This window comes from Rhodohalobacter sp. (assembly GCF_034521535.1).
In the GTDB taxonomy this organism is placed as follows: Bacteria; Bacteroidota; Rhodothermia; order Balneolales; family Balneolaceae; genus Rhodohalobacter.
The window spans coordinates 931,383-954,067 of the sequence record NZ_JAXHMF010000006.1; the positions used below are offsets into that span (position 1 = coordinate 931,383).

A 22,685-nucleotide genomic window follows, 5' to 3' on the forward strand; every position below is an offset into this window, starting at 1 on the left:
GCTTTGAAAAAAAAGAGTCACGCATCCTTTCCGTTTTGGAAAAAAGTTCTCTCAGCAGTTCTCCTCACACCTGTTGCAATCTTTCTCCTCATCTTTTTGCTGACTCTTACCGGTATTTTCGGTCCTGTTCCCGGTACCAAAGAACTCAGCAAACTTGATCTGGACAATGCTACCGTGATGATCTCATCCGATGGGATTCAAATGGGAAGCTTAGGGGATCAAAACCGGTCCTACGTGTCACTGGATGAAATCAACCCAAAAATGGTGGATGCTCTCCTGGCGATTGAAGATATTCGGTTCAGATCGCACAGTGGCATAGATTACAGAGCCCTGGCCCGAGTTTTTATTAAAACCATACTGATGGGACAAAATGCCGGCGGAGGCAGCACGATTACACAACAGCTTGCAAAAAATCTCTATCCGCGGGAAGGAAACGGCGGACTTCTGCTCGTCACTGATAAGCTGCGCGAAATGATCATCGCAACCAGAATTGAATCGGTCTACTCAAAAGATGAAATATTGGAGCTCTATCTCAACAACGTCTCATTCGGGGAGGATACGTTCGGTATTGAGATGGCCTCCTATCGCTTTTTTAGTAAATCATCTTCTGATTTAAACCTGGATGAAGCGGCAACTTTAGCCGGAGTATTAAAGGCAACCACCTACTACAATCCACATCGAAATCCGGAGCGGGCCAAGACCCGGAGAAACCTGGTACTGCTTCAGATGGAAAAGTATGGGTTGATTGAGCAGGATCAATTGACGGAACAGATCAATAACGAGCTCTCAACTGCCTACGATCGATCGGCCGGAATACAGAATATCGCACCCTACTACAAAGTTCAGATTCAAAAAGAGCTGGAATCCATACTGGACACCCTCAAAACACAACCTGAACTTGGCCAGGACCCGGCAAACAGCGGACTGACTATTCACACCACTCTTGATACCCGGCTGCAGCGGGCAGCAGAAGATGCCGTGAAAAATCAGATGAAACAGCTTCAGGCAATATTTGACAGGGAAATAGAAAACCGCCCGATTTTTGGTGAAGAGGATCCTGAAGTACTTCGTGTATGGCATCAAAGCGAGTCGTACAAACGACTCAAAGCGGAGGGAATTTCAGAAGATGAAATTGAAGAAATTCTTCATGAGCCGGTTCCATCACTCCTTTACACCTGGAATGGCTACCGTGAAATGGAGGTCTCTCCTTACGATGAAATCCGGCACTATCTCACTTTTTTAAACGCCGGTTTTTACGCCATTCATCCCGAAACCGGATATGTGTTGGCGTGGGTGGGCGGAATCGACTTTCGCCACTTTCCATATGATCAGGTACTCGCATCGCGTCAGCCCGGATCCGCATTTAAACCAGTGCTCTACGCGGCTGCGATAGAATCGGGCAGAACACCATGCGATTATCAGAGAAATATTCTGGCACAGTATGCCGAGTATGATAACTGGACTCCCCAAAACAACAATCAGGAATATGGCGGTCGGTACTCGCTTCAGGCGGCATTGGCTCAATCGGTCAATACGGTAGCCGTTCAGCTGGCCACCGAGACCGGCATTGAACCGATCAGAAAAACTGCCCGGAATATGGGAATCAACGCCTCATTACACGATGGCCCTTCGGTAGCTCTGGGTACCGCCGAGATGTCTCTGATGGAGTTGACTACAGCATACACTTCTTTTTTAAACGATGGCGATCCGGTAGAACCTATTTTTATCACCAAAATCTACGCGGATAACGGTATGCTTATTTACGAAGCAGATGACGCATCAAAAAGCGATTTTATAGAATTACCTGTATCCGGCGGCCTTGAGATTGAAACACCATTTTCTACTCAACCACCAAGCGGAATCAAAAATGAAACCGCCGCTACAATGGTTGCTATGCTCGAAAAAACTGTGAATGAAGGGACCGGAGCACCGCTGCGCTCTCGTTTTCAAATTAGTCATGCACTGGGCGGTAAAACCGGAACCACTCAGAATTTTACCGACGGATGGTTTATCGGATTCACGCCTGATCTCGTGTTTGGAACCCGCGTTGGCGGATGGAATAATCGAGTAAGATTTCGCGAATACCCTGCCTACGCATCTCAGACTGCGCTGCCTATTGCCGGAATCTTTTTACAAAATTTGAACCAGCAAGATAATCTGCCCGCACAATCATCTAACTTTCGACCTGAGCAGGTTGACACTCCCTACTCACTTGCGTGCAGTGACACCCGGAATGATCGCATTAAAGACAGAATTCGTGATTTTTTCACCGGACAAAGCAGCGATGAACCGCGTGTGATCGGCGAAAAGGATGACGATGATGAGAGAAAGGGAAATATTTTCAAAAGAATTGGCAGAAAATTAGGACTCACCAAGGAAAAGGATAAAGAAAACTAAAGGACAGATTCGGTGTTCTGAGTTTTTTACACGAAGTAAGGAGGGGTATTGTTGCTTGGGAGGGATTTGTTTGAAGCAACTCCTAATAATATACTATGAACCCGCCCACTCAGCCAAATCTATTTCAGAACATACATGTAATGTTAGTTAACATACACTTATTGTATATTTAAATAGTTTTAAAGTTTGGTTTTATAGTATGAAAAGTAACCCGGTGCTTTCATTGATAAATCCCCATTTTCAAAACTACTGTGTGAATTGATCTCAATCTCAATTTGTTCTACTCATAAACCAATTCATCTTGTTTTTATTTATGGAACAACTCCCTGTTGTAATTACCGATTTTACAAACCTTGCAAATCAAAAATGGCGTATTGTCAATGATGATGTGATGGGTGGATTATCTGAAAGTCACTTTCAAATCAACTCTGACGGACATGCCGTATTTCTGGGAGAGATATCGCTAAAAAATAACGGAGGGTTTGCTTCGGTGAGAAATCAGGAACCTCTCAATCTATTCGGTTTTGAGGCAGTACGGCTTAAGGTTAAGGGAGATGGGAGTCGGTATAGTTTCAGACTAAAACCTAATCCGGACAGTTCAAATCCGGCGTACTGGTACGAGCACCGATTTGAAACAGAGAAAGATGAATGGTCAGAAATTGTCCTGCCATTTAGCTCTTTTAAACCTACTTACAGAGGCAGCACACCGAAAGATGCTCCGCAGCTTGACCTGAAGAACATCTCTCATTTCGGTTTTCTAATCAGTGACAAACAGAGTGGAAAGTTTCGGCTGGAAGTCAACAAAATAGAAGCCATACCGTAAACTCATCTCACTATGCCAATTCTTAGTAGAGATTAAAACGAAGAGTAGAAAGCAGCATTAACCGATCTACGCTTCTTGAAGCATTTTCGGATCGAGTTGTAAATGTTGGCGGCTCGTCCGGTAGAGTTGAGTAGTCGTAATCCGCGTAGTCATATACAGATGACACTTCATCCCAGTACTTGTATTGCATCGCCAGTTCAAGCTGGATATTGTCATTTACGGAAATACCTGTTCCGAAAGAAAATATACTGCGATCATCGGTACCGTTTTCAAACTTACTCGGTAGAAAACCGTAGCCTCCCCGAAGGATAAATCCTTCATTAACCTTAAACTCTACTCCTCCCCTTAAATTCCAAACTGGCCTGAAATTACTCTCAATAAATTCATTTTCTGCAATTTCGTCCTCAAAAAGAGACCCGTCATTAAAATCTATTCGTGTTCCGGCATAGTCTACGTACTCGGCCGATGCGGAGATAGAAATACTATTCACATCATTCAGAGCAAACCCAATTGATGCACGGGAAGGCATCTCAACATAGTAGGTAAACTCACTGTTCAACTCGTCCTCAAACGTAACGCTATTATCAAAGGTGGTTTGAATATTCGCATCAAACTTCTCTTCAATCTGCATTCGGGTACCCAGTGTATAACTTGCACCAATATTAAATACTTCAGCCAATTTGTAAATAAGACCTGCTCGAAGTTTAATTCCGGTATACGTGCTGCGAATCTGATCCTGCAGCAAAATATTATCTATATCGGTGTCTCCGGTGCCGTCATCGTTTGAATCAATAAAGTCGCTGCTGTATATATTGAAATTATCCACTTCCTGGAATAGGCGATCGTACTTGTACTGTCCGTTTAACACGCCCAGGCTTACTCCAATCATCAAATTTTCCTGAAATTCGGTAGCCGCAAAAAAGCTGTACTCTCCTCCATAACCACTCTCAAAAATCTCTCCCTGCTGTTGAACACCGAGATAATCACCAAAATCATCGAAACCAATTCGAAATATGGATTCGTCCCAATCCTGAAACTCATCGCCGTAATCTATGGCAAACGTGTTAAATGCAATATCCGCATAGGTTGATCCGGGAGTTTTAAACTGATCGGTGATGGTTGTCTGCTCATTTCTTCCACTGAAACGAAGAGCTCTGTTAAAAACAGTATGCTGATTGTATCCTGCCCCCACTACCAAACTCCCCTGAGATGTAGGGAAAGAGTAAATAAATCCTGCATTTGAAAGATTAAACTGACTGTCATCTAATAACGGTGAACTGTTCGCAAACTGCACTGACTCTTCAACATTGGTATATGCCAATCCAAACTGACCGTAACTTTGATTAACGAGAGCTGCTGAGGCAGGGTTATCCAGAAATGATCCAAACCCTCCGGCGTATGCGGTACCCGGCATTACAATCGACACCGGATCCATTGCACTTCCTTGAGAACTAAACATGTTTGCCTGGTTACTATAGAGCAGTGAATTTAACGGATTGGCATTCTGTGCCGATGACTGGCTTAACCCCACAATAAAAAGTAAACCAAGTGTAAGAGCCGAAACTATAGCATTTTTAAACATACTTCTCCTGTAGATTTGGAAGAACGGTGAAAATTAAAAGCCGAGTGGTATTACACTCGGCTGAATTTAATTAATTTCTGTTGTTGGATGATGACGATGAGCGTTTCCTGGACGAACTTCCGCTGCTGGATCTGTTATTAGATGATGATCGTTTTACAGATCCGCTGCTTGAGCGATTATTACTTGATGACCGATTTACGGTTGACCGGGAAGAACTGTTACTGCTTCTTGTTCTATTAACACCGGATGAGGACGATCTGCTGCTGTTGGTTATTCCTTCTAAAGCGGCATTTCCTAAAGCGCGTCCCAGTGATCTTAAGAAACCGGACGATCGATTTTGCCGACTATTCGTATTTCCTATCCGGTTTGGAACTTTAGCATTTATTGTTCTTCTGTTGACTGCAGATTGATTAACTGATCGATTAAAGGTAACTGATCTTCGATTAATTGTGATGTTATTGCCAACATTGATTCTATTTCCCTCAGACCTTGGCGCAACATAGGTTGATGTGCGGCTTGAGGTTGAACCAATAGAAGCCTGTTGACGGTTGTCATTATTGTTAGACCGGCTACGATTGGTGCTGGCTCCGCTCGATCGGCTTGAAGAGTTACTCCTATTTACGGTTCCACGGCTTCGATTATTCGAACTTGATCGATTTCTATTTACAGAGCCACTGCTCTTATTATTTGACCGAGATCGGTTTACAGTACCCGATGAACGGTTGGTATTTGTTCTTGACCGATTAACAGTAGATCTGCTATTGGTTCTGGATCTTGCGTCGGAGCGTATAGCACTCGATGATCTGGTTCTGTTAACTGCGCTCCTGCTTCTGTTGACCTGAGTAGATCTAGCATTGCTTCGAATAGCGCTTCTGCTACTTTGTACGGTTGCAGTTCTATTTCGCACAACATTACCTCTTGTAGCCAATCCTGTACTTCGTGGACCATAATCTCTCTGCACGGTTCTGGTGTTATAAACAATTACCGGGCGGCCGTAATAGCCACTGTTATATCCCCAGTATCCACTGTAATAACTGCCATAGTAAGAGTAAGGATCATAATAAAATCGGTATGGATCGTGATAACCCCATCCAAATCCTATGCTAAAATGTGGCTGGTAAAACCGAACGGCAAAATAACTGTGCCCGTAATAAGCCGGACCGTAATATCTGTAAAACGGCGGTGTATACCACGAACTGAAATGATAAGGATAGTAGTAATGATGCTGTACAGAACTGTATGATCTTCGCACATATCTGTCGTGCGCCAAATCAATACCATGATTCATGTACCACTCCTTCGCTTCATAATCTTTAAAGTAGTACTCTTCGGAGTCGTCCCAGCCGTCCTCATAGCCCAATACATAATCATCTTCGTTAACTATCTGGCCTTCTCTCTGTTCAACCGGTGCACGGCGATCCGGTGCAGGTTGAGTGGAAGCAGGATAGTAGCCTCGATCTGAATGGACAGTCTTTACCTGTGTGTAGCAACCGGATAAAAATAGTCCTGATGCAATTAAAATCGCGAGATGTTGTAGTTTGAATTTCATATCGGTCTCCGGCTTATTAACAGTTCTGTACCTTCAACAGTAAAAATACACAACAGGTTTCTAACATTGTATCACATATCCATGCTAGTAAATGTAAAAATCTTCAAATTAGTATGGTTTTTTAATTTCTTAATCCATGCTAAATCATGAACTCCACTCTCTTTATAACGTAGAATGGCATACAGTGTTGCAGGTAAAAATAAATGGGTAAGCCTAAATAACAGACTATAGATAATCTTGCATTATAATCACCATCGATCTAAAATTAGAGCTAATGTCTGACCTTTTGAAACTGTAGTGCCAAAAAGTCTAAATTTCGCCTCTTAACGATTTGGCGATTACTTCCGCCTTTGAATTTACATGCAGCTTTTTATAGATATTCCGAATATGGGCTCTCACCGTATCAATCGAGATATCATATCTGTCGGCAATCATTTTATAGCTGAGTCCGTCAACCAATCCGTTTACAATATCCTGCTCACGAGCTGTGAGATCTGATTCAGGTTTCTTTTTAACCTGGTTTGTATTGAAATATTGAATCACCTTGCGTGCAATCTGAGGCGACATCGGCGCCCCGCCTTTTGCCAAATCCTCTACCGCGTCCTTAATTTCAGGCAGTGAAGTATGTTTAAGCAGATATCCTGAGGCGCCAGCTTTCAGTGAATCGAAAATTTTATGCGAATCATGATAAATGGTAAGCATGATAATATCGATTTCGGGATAATCCTGTTTGATAATCCCTATTCCCTCAATTCCCGACATGCCGGGCAGTTGGATATCCATCAGCAGAATATCCGGCAGTTCTTTCTCTTTTAAATAGTCCAGCATCTCCTCTACCGAATCGACGGCTACACTGCAGCTTATTCCATCCTGCATATCGAGATAGCGTTGTATCAGATTCCTGATTTTTACATTGTCTTCTACAATTCCAACTTTAATCATAACTGCTCCGCTTTTGGTGGTTCATCAGGATACACGGCCTGATGCCGTTATTGAAAATCCCTGGCCGTTTTGAATGCTTAGATCCGCTCCGATCCGGTCAGCCCTTAACTGCATATTTCTGAGGCCCTGCCCCGACTTTTTAACCTTATTTGCAGTATTTCCATTGTCTTCCACATTTAGCTTAAAATTATTTCCATCAAAGGAAAATCGGATTTGAGCCCGAGTGGCATTTGAGTGTTTGACAATATTGTTCACTGCCTCCTTGAATATCAAGTAAATATTTTCTTTTGCCTGAACCGGTAGTTTTTCATCCATTTTCAGGTCATCAAAATGATAGATAACCTCGCATTGATTATTGCTGAACACCTGATTTACATAGTCCTGCATTCGGTCGGTCAGGTCACCTGCTGTATCATTTCGGGCATCAATCGACCACACAATATCGTCCAGACTGGTTACAATTTTTCGGCTTTGCTCTCCCAGCTGACTTAGAGTGTCGCGCATCTCATTACTGATCTCTCCTGCCTGCAAAAAATCGGTTTGAAGAGCGAGCTCCGTCAGCGATGAGCCCACATCGTCATGTAGATCGCTGGCTATCTGAACCCTCATTTTTTCAATTTCCACCTGCTTACTCACCCTGTTATAGTGAATAATAAAAAGTATCAGGCCTAAAAATAGAGCTGTGGCCAAAAGAATAAACCACCACTGGAAGTAGAAAGGAGGCAGTATCGAAAATTTAAATTCCGAAATATTTTCACTCCGTGCTCCATCTGCATTATAAGCTCTAACCTGTAATGCATAGTCGTCCGGCGGCAGTCCCGGATAACGAATTTCATTTTCCCGGGTTATCGTCCATTCATCATCAAGTCCCTCGAGTCGATGTTGATAGATGATCTGGTCAGGCGCCTCGAAAGTTAGTCCGGTTACTGTAGCCTGTAAAAAGTTATTATCGTGAGTTAGACGGTACTCCCTTCCGGGGTCTACATCGCGTCCGCTAATGGATAGGGATTCAAATTCGAGTCCCGGAGCCGTATTATTATTCTCAATTCTGTCGGGAAAAAATCGGCTCAGTCCTTCCACAGTTCCCAGCCAAATCGTGCCGTCTGAAGCCAGTAATGAACCGCCCGCATTCAGCTCATTGGCAATCAACCCCTGGCTGTTGGTAAATGTCCGGTAGGAGAGCATCCGCTCAAGTTCATTTTCTGAATCATAAAATTCATCTTTTCGAAACAGGTAGAGTCCCCTGTTGGTACCGATCCAATACCTGTTCTCACGATCCTGAACTGTAAAGTAGAAGATGGTTTCAACCTGGTTTGATCGGATAAGTCTTTCTACGCTACCATTTCGGTAGCGGGCCGGACCGTTGAATGTTGAAAACCATTTCTCTCCCAGATGATCTATAAAAATATGAATAACCCCGTTACTCGGAAGCCCATCAGCAATAGTAATAGTCTCAAATTCCCCGTCCTGATGCTTCACCACCCCTCCGTAAGTAGCCAGCCATATCGTACCGTCTGCATCCTGTTTGATGTCCATTACGGTATTGTTGGGCAGCACATTGGAAGTGTTGTAATGATCATACCCGTCACTACGCAGACGATAAACTCCGTCGTTATAAGTCGCAATCCAGAACTCACTTTTACTTGTATCTTCGTGAATACTCCTCACCGATTGGAAGTTGATATCAAAGGCTTCAAAATCTGTAAATCTCCCCTCTTCGTATATTGAAATACCTTCACGGGTACCAACCCATAATTGATTTCGGCTGTCTTCCAAAAATGTATAAACTTTGTTGTCCTGCAGTCCGTCCGTTTCATCAAATACCTGAAGATTTTCTCCGTCGAATCGGACTACTCCGCCTCCATAGGTAGCAATCCAGATATTTCCATTTCGATCTTCAGTAAATCCGGTTACCACATTGTTGGGTAAACCGGTATCAATATTGTAACTATGAAACAGCTCACCCGAGTAGTGTGTGATACCTCCTCCCAGTGTTCCCAGCCAAAGATTTCCCTCCCTGTCAATAATACTTGAGTAGATGGTAGTTGCGGGCAATCCGTTTTCCCGGTTGTAATTTGTAAAAGACCGGCCATTGAAAAGTGAGAGTCCGTTTTCGGTCCCAACCCAGATTCGGTCGTAAGCCTGCACGGTAATGGTAAGTACCTGATTATTATTCAGCCCTTGCTGCTGGTTGAATAGCTGAAATTCGCCATCCCTGAAGAGCACAAGACCTTCACGGGATGCAATCCAAAGGCGATTGTATTGATCAACAACAACACTCTGCACCCTAACTTCAGGCAGGCCTTCTTCATCCCCAAAATGATCACATTTTCCATCTTCCAGCCGGAAAAGTCCCTCATTAGAAGCCACCCAAATAACACCATCTTCAGTTTGAGCTAAATCATTTGCCGTAATGATTCCAAGATCGTTTTCTTCGCTATAGTGAACTAGACTATTATCACTGTTCAGCCTCCATAACCCATTATCGGCAGTACCTATCCAGATAGTGCCCAAAAAATCTTCGAAAAATGATAGTACCGCTATATCAGATAGCTCTGATAAATATTCGGGAGTGTGGAGAGAATCCTCTTTAATGACGGTAATACCGTTTTCGGTACCCACCCAAATATTTTCATCTGAGTCTTCAAAAAGAGTGTGTACCCTGTTGTTTGATAGGCCATTCTCTTCGTAGTACTGACGAAAGCTTTTACCGTCAAACCGGTTGAGCCCATATCCGGTGCCCACCCAGATGTAACCCTTTGAATCCTGGATCAGATCGTGCGCCACCGACTCACTCAGCCCGAACTCGATAGAGTAGTTGCGGAACGGAAGGATCTGGGCGGTGGCCAATTCCTGAACGAAAAAGATCGTTAGAAATAATACCGCTATTTTTTTGCTAAGAGTCATCAAAATAAGCTAACAACTTCCGCCAAAGGAGCAAATCACATATTCATGCGGTTTTTAGTTTATCCGGTTAAGACATTAAATGTAAATCCGGACAAATTCAGAAAATCAATCAAGCAAAATTATCGATCTGCTAATCCCTCCCAAAAACAGAAAAAGCCCCAAAATGGAGCTTTTTCAAATCTTATAAGAAAAAATAATTGTTAGCCGAGATAAGCTCTGAGGGCAGCACTTCGGTTGTGATGGCGAAGTTTTCGCAGTGCTTTTTCTTTAATCTGACGAACTCGTTCACGTGTAAGATCAAAACGTTCTCCGATCTCTTCCAGAGTTAACGAGTGTTCACGGCCAATACCAAAGTAGAGCCTGATCACTTCAGCTTCTCTTTTAGTGAGCTTAGAAAGTGCTCTTTCAATCTCCACTTTCAGAGACTCGCCCATCAATTCATTATCGGGATTTGGAATCTCTTCATTCTCAAGAACATCCAGCAATCGGTTGTCTTCACCCTGGGCAAACGGCGCATCCATAGAGAGGTGACGACCGGAAATTTTCAGTGTATCAGCTACTTCAGATACGGTCATTTCCAAACTTTCAGCAAGTTCAGCTGCAGAAGGTACACGTTCGTACTCCTGCTCCAGCTTTGAAAGTTCTTTACCAATTTTGTTTAAGGCTCCAACACGGTTCAAGGGCAGACGTACAATACGACTCTGCTCGGCCAGTGCCTGTAAAATTGATTGACGAATCCACCAAACAGCGTAGGAGATAAACTTAAATCCACGGGTTTCGTCAAATCGTTTGGCTGCTTTAATCAAGCCAAGATTACCTTCGTTAATTAGGTCTCCGAGAGATAAACCTTGATTCTGATACTGTTTTGCAACTGAAACGACAAAACGGAGGTTAGCTTTAGTTAACTCTTCGAGTGCTCTCTGTGATCCTTTTTGAATCTCTTTGGCCAAACGAACTTCATCGTCGGGAGTAATGAGCTTCTCTTTTCCAATTTCGTGTAGGTATCGATCTAAAGATTCAGATTCGCGGGTAGAAATTCCTGAACTTTTTGCCACGTTATAAAAAGATTTCTTTAAAGTTGTGCTTGCGCCTGTATGATCTGCTACTGAAACGAGCCGTGATGAATAATGTTGTAGAACATCCCAAACTCGAACTGTCTAAGATACGAACAAAATGCGTTCTTTTGAAATTCGATTTACATTCGCAGGCAAATGGTTCATCTATTTAACTTTATCAAGAAAAGAAGTTCCCGGCAGCGAATTCTCTATGCCGAAATACTCCAGTGCTGTTGCCGATACGTCCGAAAATGTACTTCTAATACCCAGATCTTTCCCGGGTTTTTGTGAACCGTTTACTGCTATCAAAGGGACAAACTCTCTTGTGTGGTCTGTACTGTCATCTGTGGGATCATTTCCGTGATCACCTAAAAAGATCAGTAAATCCCCTTCATCCAGTTTACTGATCATAGCAGGCAATGCACGATCAATTTCCTGAAGAGCTTCCCCAAATCCTTGTGGGTCCTGCCTGTGGCCATATTTTTGATCCGTGTCGATCAGGTTCACAAATACAAAACTGTTGTCAACTTTCGCGCTCATCAGACTCAATGTTTGCGACAACCCCTCCGCATTGCTTTTTGTACGCCTGTATTGGTCGAAACCTTCACCTGCAAAAAGATCTATCACTTTACCGATCGTGTAGGTTTTTGCACCGTTTTCCTGCAGAAGAGAAAGCAGGTTTGGCTTTGGCGGTGTCATAGAGTAGTCATGCCTGTCATCTGATAACCTTTCAAAGTTTCCGGGCTCACCATGAAAAGGACGGGCAATCACGCGACCAACCGCATGGTCTCCAACCATCACTTCATTTCTGGCATACTCGCACCACTCATATAATTTCTCCAGCGAAACCACATCTACGTGGCAGGCTACCTGAAAAACACTGTCAGCCGACGTATACACAATCGGCTTGCCTGATTTTATATGCTCTTCGCCATAATCGCGAATCACATCCGTTCCTGAGTAGGGAAGGTTTGCCAGAACGCCATCCGTTTTTGTTTTCTCACAAAACTTCCGGATTACTTCCTCAGGAAATCCTTTAGGATAGGTTGGAAACGGTTGATCCAGATGAATACCGGCAATTTCCCAGTGTCCGGTTGTTGAATCCTTACCGGCGGATACTTCACGCATCTTTCCATAACTGCCCAGCGGCTGATTACATTTATCCACGGTTTTAAGTGGTTCTATGTTTCCAAGGCCGAGCCGTTCAAAATTGGGAAGTTTCACACCGGTCTCCTTCAAAACATGACCCAATGTATTTGTTCCCTCGTCTCCATATTCGGCGGCATCTTCTTGTGCACCAATACCCAATCCGTCAATAACTACTACAAAAAATCTTGACATCAACTCACATTCTTAATTTAAAAATTACTAGCAGAACGGGCCTGATTCCCATTCATGGCATCTGAAAGCTTTCTTTTAGCCAGTCTTATCTGCTCAAACTGGTCACCGCTGTTCGGTTCAACCTCTATCATCCCGTATGTAAGAGAGAGCTTGATTTTCTGTCCGCCCAAAATTTGTACAGGCTCTTCCAATTTTGAGTCAACGGCTGACATCCACTTCTCACATGCCCGGTCATCATTACCGGTAATAATTGCGGCATAAATATAGTCCGAGTTAAATCCAATAAGGCCCGAATAGCCATTCCTGCCCGGATTGAGAATATTCACGACAGATCGCTGAAGTCTTTTTAAATCTTCAAGCCTGAATCTGGATCGCAACTCCTGGAGATTATTTATGGTTACAAAACCAAACCAGGTCTTTTCTTCTGATTTTCCCGCCCTTTTTATTTGAGTGGAAAGAGTTCGCTCCCAAACTTCCGGGATAAAGTTACCGTATTCACTGGTTAATATATCTTTGTCTACGTCAACTTTTCCCTGGCTAATCTGAATGGCCAGTGATGCAATCCGAACCAGATTTTTTAGCTTATGTTTTACGGAATCTTTAAATGTTAAGGGGTTATTATCATAAACGATCACCACTGCGTGGCGCCGGTCATGAATCATAATCGGAATGGCATACGTAGCGCCGTCAGTATTTGTCTCCGCCCCGGAGATGCGTTTTGGATTTTGATTAAAATGAATCGCAAAAACATCCCTTCCTTTTTGAAGAGCATCATATGCCACACTTTTCTCCTCCATCAGCAGGCCCAGCTTTGGATAGTCGGGTGATTTAGAGGATCTCAGAACACTGCACCAGCTATCCATTCCACGAGCAACAACTGACACACCGCCGGAGCGCAAATATTTTTGTATCTCCGCTGCCATCACCTCAAGCACCTCAGCTTTATGCAACTTCGGTGTGATAGTTTCTAACGACTCATCATATTTCGCCCACTCTTTTTCGTTCTCATAGAGGTCTGTGAGTTCAAGATAGGTATTCAGCAAGTTCAGCAACGCATTTCTGTACGCCGATATCACATCTTCATAGTCGGTTAAGTTGATCTGAAATTCAGTCTCAACAACCGTCAAGGCAACTGTTTCACCATTATTGATGAATGGAATAAGAGTAATAAATCTAACCGGTACATGATCGTGATAGTGGCTTAAATCTGTAACCGAAAAATCCTCTTCTACTTTCAGCTGTATTACATTTTCGATCTCTTTGAAGTTATCCAGATAGTACTCATCAAAAGCGATCCGGTCTTTGAACATCACGTTTGGCAGAATAGTAGAACTGGTCTCCAGAACAAACTGCTGTCGGGTACGGTTAACCCAGTACATATACACCGTATCCGCTTCCGTAGATTTACGCAACAGCTGCATAATATCTTCCACGGCGTGTTTAAATTCGAACAGTGCTTTTTCTTCTCGCTTGTTGTCCATCAAAATCTGTTTAATTAGAGACTTTCTGCCAGTTCTTCCGCCTGATCGATCATGGACTCAAACAGGTCGAGACCACGGTTCCAAAAGCCGGCATCACGAATATCGATATCCATTTTACCAACAATGTTGTGTGGCCAATCGGATCCACCCGCTTCAAGAAGCTCAATATACCGATCTGAAAACCCATTTTTTTGGTTTTTATACGCGTCATAAAGTGCCAGAACGAGCAGCTCTCCAAACGCGTAAGCGTACACATATCCCGGAGTGTGCAGAAAGTGAGGAATATAGCACCACCACAATTTATACTCATCGGTAATGGTGACCGAATCACCGTAAAGATCGTTTTGTGTCTCTACCCAGTGTTTGGAAAAATCCTCTGTAGTTAATTCGCCTTCCTCACGTCGGGCAGTGTGTATCCGGTCTTCAAAACGATTCATTGAAATCTGCCGGAAAACCGTCGCAATGGTGTCGTCAATTTTGCTTACCAACAGAGCCAACTTCTCTTTTGGATCCTCTATGTTTTCCATCAGCTTATTAAATACAAGCATCTCACCAAAAACAGAGGCTGTTTCTGCTGTGGTAAGCGGTGTGGAAGATTGCAGCTCTCCCTGCTTTCTGGACAGATATTGATGAACTCCGTGTCCCAGCTCGTGTGCCAGGGTTTGTACATCCCTGAGCTGACCGTCAAAATTCATAAATACATACGGATGAACATTTGTCACCGTGCTTGCTGAGTATGCTCCTCCCCTTTTTCCCGGACGAATGGCAGCATCAATCCACTTTTTATCAAAAAATTCTGTGGCAATAGATTTCATACGCGGATGAAAATCACCATAAGCTTCCAGAACCATCGACTTTGCCCGATCCCACTTTATCGTTTCCCTGTTTTTGGCGATAGGTGCATATCGATCGTAATCAAACATCTCATCAACACCCAGAAGATTTTTCTTGAGCTTGTAGTACCGCTGAACCAACTCGTATCGACCTGTAACAGCCGTTATCAGTGCATCTACCGTTTCGCTATCGGTTTGATTGGAAAGATTTCTGGATGAGATCCAGCTCTCGTAACCTCTAAGTTTATCATTTGTATGTTTATCAGCCAGCAGGGTATTAAAAATAAAAGTGAGCGATCGTGATAGTTCAGTAAATGTCTCAGTTAAAGATTCGTGTGCCCTTTTCCTTAAATCCCTGTCTGGACTGTGCAGTTTACTCAACACCTGCTGCTCGGTCATCTCTTCGCCATCCAGCTCGAAACGGGCAGCGCCAAGTGTTTCATCAAAATACCGGTTCCATGCAGACCGGCCGGTTACAGACTTCGCGCTCATCACCTGTTCTGCATCTTCCGTCAGTGTATGATCTTTATACATTCTTGACACCCGCAGATAGTGTTTCCATGGGAAAAGCTCTTTCGAATTGATCAGCTCCTCTGCGCGTTCATCATCAACTTTCATCCACTCTACATCAAAAAACACGAGTTTCTGACTGAGTTCGGATCCAAGCTCGTTGGCCTCCTGCAGCAGTTTACCGAGTTTGGGATCTTCAGTATTAGTAGACCAGATCAAATGTGAATAGGATCCGATTTTTCCTGCACGCTGAATCAGAGATTCATACGCTCTCAGCGCATCTGAAAACTCAGAGGCCGATAGTGCGGATATTCTTCCATGGTATTTATCCGCAAATTCGTCTGCCTCTTCCAGTAAGTTCTTTTTATCCTCCAGTAGTTTTGGGTCTTCCGGTGATTTGTAAAGATCCGAAAGATCCCATGCTACGTTCTCAGCCCCTGTTTCAGTTTTGTTTTTACTGCTCATAATTCACGCGCGCCGTTAAATGATTGGTTATTTATATAAACTGAATATAACGAATGAAATGACTATGATGAACCCGGAATTGAGGCCAAATTAACGCCTTAAAACTAAGCGATATTCATCGTATTTTAATTGTTAAATGGTTAATTTAACCACTTATTAAAAATTTTAAGCTCAAAGCATTTGAAATAATCTCCGATACTTGATCATAGATTAGGTACACGATTATTTTTAGCTATTAAGAAGTTATGAGCGAAGAATCTGCCATACACATTTTTAAACTCAACAAAAGACACACTCGCTGTTTTGAAATCACTTGAATCTGTATTTGGACCCAATTCAGCTCTAGTAGAAGAGCTTTACGAACAATATCAGGCCGATCCAGACTCTGTTCCCAATCACTGGCGTAAATACTTCGACCAAATTGAGGGCAATGAAATTCCTGCCCCTGAACAGACTGCCGAAAAACCTGCAAAATCTGAGAGAAAAGTAGAGCCTGAGGCAAAGAAAAAACCGGCGAAGGAGAAGAAGGAAAAAAAGGAGAAAAAGCCCGCTGCTGAACCGTCTATTCCTGAGGGAGCCGAACTTGAGAAAATTAAAGGTGTGGCTTCCAAAATTGTGGACAACATGGATGAGAGCGTGGAAGTACCTACAGCCACCTCACTGCGTGTTCTCCCCGTTAAAATGCTTAACGAAGACCGTTCTATTGTAAATACGCATTTGCTTAAGCGCGGTGAACCGAAAGCCTCTTTCACCCATTTTATAGCGTGGGCTGTTATCAGGGCCTTGAAAGATTACCCAAACATAAATGCGTACTACTCACAGCAGGATGACACGCATTACAAAGTCCATCCGGGCCAGGTAAATCTTGGTATTGCTATCGACCTTGAAAGCAGAGACGGATCCAGAAACTTGGTGGTACCGAATATCAAAGGTGTGGACAAGATGAACTTCAAGGAGTTTCTCTACGCCTATGCAGAGTTGATTGAGAAAGCAAGAAACGGAAATCTGGAGGTTTCAGACTTTCAGAATACGACCATCAGTGTTACAAATCCCGGAACGATCGGTACTGTTTCGTCAGTACCTCGCCTGATGAAAGGACAAGGTGCAATTATTGCAACGGGTGCCATCAACTACCCGGCTGAATTTCAGTCAATGGCACAGGATGTACTCAACCAGCTGGGTGTGAGTAAAGTGATGACCATGACCTGTACGTACGATCACAGGATCATACAGGGAGCTGAATCAGGTATGTTCCTTCAAAAGGTTCATCAGCTGCTAAACGGCGAAGAAGATTTTTATGATACCATTTTCCGTGATTTAGAGATTCCTTATCAGCCGCTTCCTTATGGAGAAGACAAATATGAAGGACAACTAAGCGGTAAGGCAAATACCCTGGAGCAGGATCGACGGGCTATTGCAGTTTGGAGACTCATCAATATGTACCGCATGCGCGGACACGTTCTTTCAGACCTTGATCCATTGGGATCAGGCCCGGGCCAAAGTCCTGAGCTGGATCTTGAATACTATAGCCTGACTCTTTGGGACTTAGACCGTGAATTTTTCTGTGATGGACTGGGTGGCAAGAAGATCGCAAAACTGAGAGATATCATCCAGCTCCTCAGAAATACGTACTGTGGTAAGATCGGAGCCGAATACAAGCACCTTCTCGATTTGAACGAGCGCAGATTTTTGCGTGAGACAATGGAATCGACCACCAACAGTCCAAACTTATCCAAAGAACAGAAAGAGGATATTCTTCATAAGCTGAATCAGGCGATGGCTTTTGAGCAGTTTCTGCACAAAAAATACATTGGCCATAAACGTTTCTCGCTTGAAGGAGCTGAGACTCTGATTCCGATGATGCATTTTCTGATGGAAAAAGCGGGCGAGAAAGATATTGAGAAATTTTTCCTGGGCATGGCTCACCGCGGTCGTTTAAATATTCTTGTGAATATTATGAACAAACCGTACCGCAAGGTGTTTGCCGATTTTGAAGGAAATATCGACCCTGACACCATCCAGGGATCCGGTGATGTGAAGTATCACCTGGGCTCCAAGGGAAAATATGAAACCAAAAATGGAAAGGGCATTGAGCTTGAGCTTCTGCCAAATCCTAGTCACCTCGAAGCCGTAAATCCCGTTGTTGAGGGTGCAACCCGCGCAAGTCAGGATCATTATGAAGGAGACGACGACCCCAAAAAGAAGATAGTTCCGGTACTGATGCACGGAGACGCCGCTTTTGCGGGTCAAGGTGTCGTTGCCGAAACGTTAAACATGTCGCAGCTGAGAGGCTACGAAACCGGGGGCACAATCCATGTAATCATCAACAATCAGATTGGATTTACCACCCTGCCCGAAGATGCCCGATCTACCGAGTATGCATCTGACCTGGCTAAAATGATTTTGGCGCCTATTTTTCACGTCAACGGAGACGATCCCGAGGCTGCCGTTCACGCCATGAATCTGGCGATTGAGTATCGGCAAAAATTTGGCAAGGATGTGGTTATCGACCTGATCTGCTACCGTAAGCACGGTCACAATGAAGGTGATGAACCTGCATTTACGCAACCCGGAATGTACAAAGAGATTGATAATCATGATCCGGTTCGCGACATCTATGTAAAAGAATTACTTCGGAAAGGTGAATTCAGCGAAGAGGAGATTCAGGCAATATTCGATGAGTTTGAAGAGTTGCTGAATGAAGCATTTGAGGATGCGAAAAGTTCACCCGCTCTTGAGGTGACAGATAAAATGCTTGACAGAACCGAAGAACCTCAAAAAGAGCGCGACGAATTTCCGGACACTACATACTCTGTTGACGAGTTGAAGGAAATTGCTGTTAAGCTGAATACCGTACCTAAGAACTTTGACGCGAATCCAAAGCTTTTGCGTCAGTTGGCCAAGCGGGCTGATGCAGCTCAGAACAATGAGAAGAAAATTGACTGGGGATTTGCAGAAGCTCTCGCATTTGGTTCACTGCTTAAAAGCGGACGAACCATACGTTTGACCGGTCAGGATGTGGAGCGGGGTACGTTCTCGCATCGGCATGTTGTACTGCACGGTACAAACACTGCACAGCGATTTATTCCGCTGAATAACCTTTCTGAAGAACAGGGACCATTTTACCCCTTCAACAGTTTACTGAGTGAGTTTTCCGCTCTCGGCTTTGAGTTCGGTTACTCAGCAGCCAAACTTGACGCATTGGTCATTTGGGAAGCTCAATTCGGAGATTTCGTAAACGGTGCTCAAGTTGTAATTGATCAGTTTATCTCTGCGTCTGAAGCGAAGTGGGGACAAAAATCCGCATTGGTTATGACGCTCCCTCACGGTTATGAGGGACAGGGACCTGAGCACTCCTCCGCCAGATTGGAGCGATTTTTACAGCTCTGTGCTGAAGATAACATGCAGGTTGCGAATCTTACCACGCCTACTCAGTACTTCCATGCACTGCGTAAGCAAACTTTGCAGGAGAATAAAAAACCGCTGATTATCATGTCTCCAAAAAGTTTACTTAGACATCCGCTTGCGGTTTGCAGTGTTGAAGAACTTGCTACCGGAAAGTTTATGCCGTTTATAAAAGATGAATCCATAGAGGACTCAGAAGCTATAGATAGAATTGTAATCTGTTCAGGCAAGGTCTACTACGACCTGTACAAGGAAAGGGATGAACGAGGACTTGGAAATGTAGCACTGTCAAGACTTGAGCAGTTTTATCCATTCCCCGACAAAGATATCGCAAGCTATTTAGATGATCTGAGTGACGTGAAAGAAGTTGTATGGTGCCAGGAAGAACCTCAAAATATGGGCGCCTGGAACTATGTTGCTCCGCGGCTGATGGAAATTCTAAATGATGGACAAAAACTTACTTATGCAGGACGTCAGGCATCAGCCTCTCCTGCTGCAGGTCAGAAAAAAGTTCATGAGGTTGAGCAAAAAAATCTGATAGAAAAAGCGCTCAATATCTAAAAGCTTCTTAAGTGGCTTATTACAATAAAAAAGACGATTGACTTCTCAATCGTCTTTTTTTTGTTTGGGGAATAGCCGAATAAACACCTATCATTATTCAAATCAAAAATCGTTCTCGACGGGCTCGAACGATTTTCATTCTATACGTCACTTCGAGCGGAGTCGAGAAGTCGAACTGACGTGAAGTGAACACGTACTACAAACTTATGGGCAGCTGCCTGAAGCTTGAAAAAAGACATTATCTCAATCCGTTAGGAACGCCTTTGCAGATTCGGCTTACGGCATCGTGACTGTGCAGGCTTTCTAAATGAGCACATCGAACTACAAAGTCATTTCTTCAATTCGATTATTCAGGCAAAACCATAAACTGATCTGAATAGTTAAATAGATATCGTTTAATAGACTTCTTTGTCACTACTGCATACAGCATTCAGCGCTTCCATATCTTCTACAGTCAGGGTTAGTTCCTCTGGATCTTGCTCGCCGAAGCGATAATACATAATGGATTTCCTATTTTGCACATGAGGCAAACCCAGCGCATGGCCTAGTTCATGAGCAAGAACAAGCTGAAGCTCGTATAGATCATCAAATTGATAGATATTGATTTTAGGCCTATCTGCAACATTCAGATAAACTCCTTTTCTAAATGTCGTCCATATGCCCAATGCTCGATTTTGTCTATATATATATTCATTGATTCGATCAGCAAGTGAGTTGAGATCGTCGGCTAGTTGCATCAATATCTCCTCTTCTCTTTTCAGTTCCCGTTTAGCTGTTACGATTTCGGACTCTAACCTATCCACATGCCGTTTGATGCTTTTTAGTCGATCCTGTTCACGAGCGGTTCGTGCACCTGCAACGGCTACTCTGGACAGCGCCTCATGATAATCTTCAATCATCCCATTATATTTATTCAAAAGATCACGATGCCGATTCTTATAGTTTTGATAAATCCGGACCTGATGATTGTAGGAGATCTGCTTGGGGTAAAATATTTGCCTTAAGGTCATGATTGAATCAGCGATTGCCGTCTCAGAATCAAATCTTTGCTGGTCCTGACTGTAGATGAGGTGAATTGTTAGAGAGGAATCAGACCTTGAATCATCTTTTCTGAATAATTCCTTGGAAATCGCATCTGACCAAAGAGCAGTTGTTTTTTCCAAAATAGAGACAAGTTCTGATTCTGAAATGCCAAACTGAGTATCAATAGTACCGACCGACCAGAGAATTGGATTCTCATATTCTGCGGTTCCTGACTGTTTAGATAATAACTTCCCTTCAGATATCAGAGTGACAGCCAATATAAGAATGGCCATACGGTATATCTGATATCGAAGCATGACATGTATTTTTTAGCATAAGAATATATAGATATGATAAGAGAGTCCTCCATATCTTTCAAATTTTTTATGGAGACTCTTATTTTTTCATTCTCATGAAGGCAATACGGTCTGTTTTGAAGCAATAGGGATGCAGGTACTCTATCTCAGTCCGTTTGGAACGCCTTTACAAATTCGGCTCACAGCATCGTGGCTGTGCAGGCTTTCTAAATGAGCACATCGAACTACAAAGTCCCGAATTCGCTCATCAGTGTATAGTTCGTCATAGAGCAATCGTGCCGCATCTTCCACAAATTTTTGATAAGCACCATTCAGTTCGGCAAAAGCCTGTTCATCTTCTCGCTTCACCATAACCTGAGTTTCGGTTTTAAGTGCTTCACGACAAGCCATCACCAAGTCGTCAATCATCATTTCACTGTTGAGCTGAACGGTAATGTTAGCCACGCTTCTTTGGCTATGCGGTATTGTTGCCACATCACGGGTTTCACGGGCGTGTTCGGCCAGCTCAAACGAACATGGGCAAGCGCTGCTGTATTCAAAATCGAGATGTACAAAACGGGTGAATACCCCATTTTCATCCAGTTTTCCTTCTATAGCAACATTATAATACTGATAGCCACTCAAACCGGATCGTAAACTCTCCTGAAGCATCGGGTAGCTGAAAGAGAGCTTTAAAAATGCGGATCGGCTTTCCAGGTCTTCCTGATACTGTTTAAGGATACTCCTCAATTTATCGGGATGAAAAACTTCATCTTTAAATTTATAGAAAGTCCGCATGATCCGGCTCATATTAATCCCCTTCTTACCGGCATCGAGGCCAACATAACCGTCTACCGATGTTTCAAGAGTCAGAAGTTCTCCGGATGGTGTCGGATACTTTAGCGGAAGTTTAAAATTGGAAATACCTACCTGCTGAATAGGAACGTTCGCTCCTTCAATCAGTGAAGCCGGACCATTTTGTAAATCAGGTAAACTCTCTTTGTATTGTTCTGTAACCACAAAAGTGGGGTCGTAAAATCGTTTCAGATTTGTTGAAATCATAATTCGGTCTTTTTCAAAATTTTATACTGCCCGTTTAGGACAATATTCAGCAATATTTCGTTCAGTTTCGTAAAGTTTTACGGAGTAAAGAGTAGAGCTTCCGTGAGCTGCATCATTCACATCATCTTCAAGTTGTTCAAAAAAAGCTTTTACCAGATTCTCCGATGTTGGAATTACTCCTTCAAGAAACTGCACTTCGAGATTTAGGTTTTTGTGATCACACGGTTCCAGTATTCGATCGTTGATAATTGATTTTAGTCTTCCCAAATCAATTACATAACCGGTTTCAGGATTTGGCTCGCCGGCAACAGTAACTTCAATCACGTAATTGTGGCCATGCCAATTTGGATTATTACATTTACCAAAAGTATCATGGTTCCACTGCTCCGACTTATCCGGATTGTGTAACCTATGAGAGGCATTAAAATGAGCTTTTCGGGTTACGTAAATCAA

General features: G+C 43.3%; 14 protein-coding genes and 1 pseudogene. 3 read left to right on the forward strand and 12 right to left on the reverse strand.

Going from position 1 to position 22,685, the window contains the following annotated elements; genetic code table 11:
• Positions 1-3: 3 nt before the first annotated feature.
• Positions 4-2,397 (forward strand): transglycosylase domain-containing protein, encoded by a 2,394-nt coding sequence (locus U5K35_RS16350; RefSeq protein WP_322572574.1) that lies wholly within the window; start codon positions 4-6, stop codon positions 2,395-2,397.
• A gap of 313 nt (positions 2,398-2,710) precedes the next feature.
• Positions 2,711-3,220 carry a CIA30 family protein gene (locus U5K35_RS16355; RefSeq protein ID WP_322572575.1) on the forward strand — a complete coding sequence of 170 codons (510 nt, stop codon included), beginning with the start codon at positions 2,711-2,713 and terminating at the stop codon, positions 3,218-3,220.
• Positions 3,221-3,242: 22 nt separating this feature from the next.
• Here U5K35_RS16355 and U5K35_RS16360 read toward each other — a convergent pair whose 3' ends face one another.
• From U5K35_RS16360 to U5K35_RS16395, 8 genes are all read right to left on the reverse strand, one after another.
• A complete protein-coding gene (locus U5K35_RS16360) occupies positions 3,243-4,802 on the reverse strand; it encodes an outer membrane protein transport protein (RefSeq protein WP_322572576.1) in 1,560 nt (519 codons plus the stop codon).
• A 70-nt stretch (positions 4,803-4,872) separates the two neighbouring features.
• Positions 4,873-6,351: a hypothetical protein gene (locus U5K35_RS16365; RefSeq protein WP_322572577.1), complete on the reverse strand. Its 1,479-nt coding sequence runs from the start codon at positions 6,349-6,351 to the stop codon at positions 4,873-4,875.
• Between the two features lie 309 nt (positions 6,352-6,660).
• Positions 6,661-7,293: a response regulator transcription factor gene (locus U5K35_RS16370; RefSeq protein ID WP_322572578.1), complete on the reverse strand. Its 633-nt coding sequence runs from the start codon at positions 7,291-7,293 to the stop codon at positions 6,661-6,663.
• A gap of 24 nt (positions 7,294-7,317) precedes the next feature.
• Positions 7,318-10,200, reverse strand: a complete 2,883-nt coding sequence (locus tag U5K35_RS16375) for a ligand-binding sensor domain-containing protein (RefSeq protein ID WP_322572579.1) — start codon at positions 10,198-10,200, stop codon at positions 7,318-7,320.
• A gap of 200 nt (positions 10,201-10,400) precedes the next feature.
• Positions 10,401-11,255, reverse strand: a complete 855-nt coding sequence (locus tag U5K35_RS16380) for an RNA polymerase sigma factor RpoD/SigA (RefSeq protein WP_322572580.1) — start codon at positions 11,253-11,255, stop codon at positions 10,401-10,403.
• Between the two features lie 165 nt (positions 11,256-11,420).
• A complete protein-coding gene (locus U5K35_RS16385) occupies positions 11,421-12,599 on the reverse strand; it encodes a phosphopentomutase (RefSeq protein ID WP_416221646.1) in 1,179 nt (392 codons plus the stop codon).
• Positions 12,600-12,613: 14 nt separating this feature from the next.
• Positions 12,614-14,077 carry a GAF domain-containing protein gene (locus tag U5K35_RS16390; protein ID WP_322572582.1) on the reverse strand — a complete coding sequence of 488 codons (1,464 nt, stop codon included), beginning with the start codon at positions 14,075-14,077 and terminating at the stop codon, positions 12,614-12,616.
• A gap of 14 nt (positions 14,078-14,091) precedes the next feature.
• Positions 14,092-15,885, reverse strand: a complete 1,794-nt coding sequence (locus U5K35_RS16395; protein ID WP_322572583.1) for a M3 family oligoendopeptidase — start codon at positions 15,883-15,885, stop codon at positions 14,092-14,094.
• A gap of 303 nt (positions 15,886-16,188) precedes the next feature.
• On the opposite strand from U5K35_RS16395, the gene U5K35_RS16400 reads away from it, so the two are divergent.
• A complete protein-coding gene (locus U5K35_RS16400; RefSeq protein ID WP_322572584.1) occupies positions 16,189-19,851 on the forward strand; it encodes a multifunctional oxoglutarate decarboxylase/oxoglutarate dehydrogenase thiamine pyrophosphate-binding subunit/dihydrolipoyllysine-residue succinyltransferase subunit in 3,663 nt (1,220 codons plus the stop codon).
• A 238-nt stretch (positions 19,852-20,089) separates the two neighbouring features.
• Here the strand turns inward: U5K35_RS16400 and U5K35_RS19815 are convergent.
• The 4 genes and pseudogenes from U5K35_RS19815 to U5K35_RS16415 form a co-directional block, all read right to left on the reverse strand.
• Positions 20,090-20,182, reverse strand: a pseudogene (locus U5K35_RS19815) (GTP cyclohydrolase I FolE2); the annotation flags it as partial.
• A gap of 64 nt (positions 20,183-20,246) precedes the next feature.
• Positions 20,247-21,167, reverse strand: a complete 921-nt coding sequence (locus U5K35_RS16405; RefSeq protein WP_322572585.1) for a matrixin family metalloprotease — start codon at positions 21,165-21,167, stop codon at positions 20,247-20,249.
• A 165-nt stretch (positions 21,168-21,332) separates the two neighbouring features.
• Positions 21,333-22,232 (reverse strand): GTP cyclohydrolase FolE2, encoded by a 900-nt coding sequence (gene folE2, locus U5K35_RS16410; RefSeq protein WP_322572586.1) that lies wholly within the window; start codon positions 22,230-22,232, stop codon positions 21,333-21,335.
• Between the two features lie 21 nt (positions 22,233-22,253).
• The gene (locus tag U5K35_RS16415; protein ID WP_322572587.1) at positions 22,254-22,685 is read right to left on the reverse strand and encodes a 6-carboxytetrahydropterin synthase; all 432 of its coding nucleotides are present in this window, start codon (positions 22,683-22,685) and stop codon (positions 22,254-22,256) included.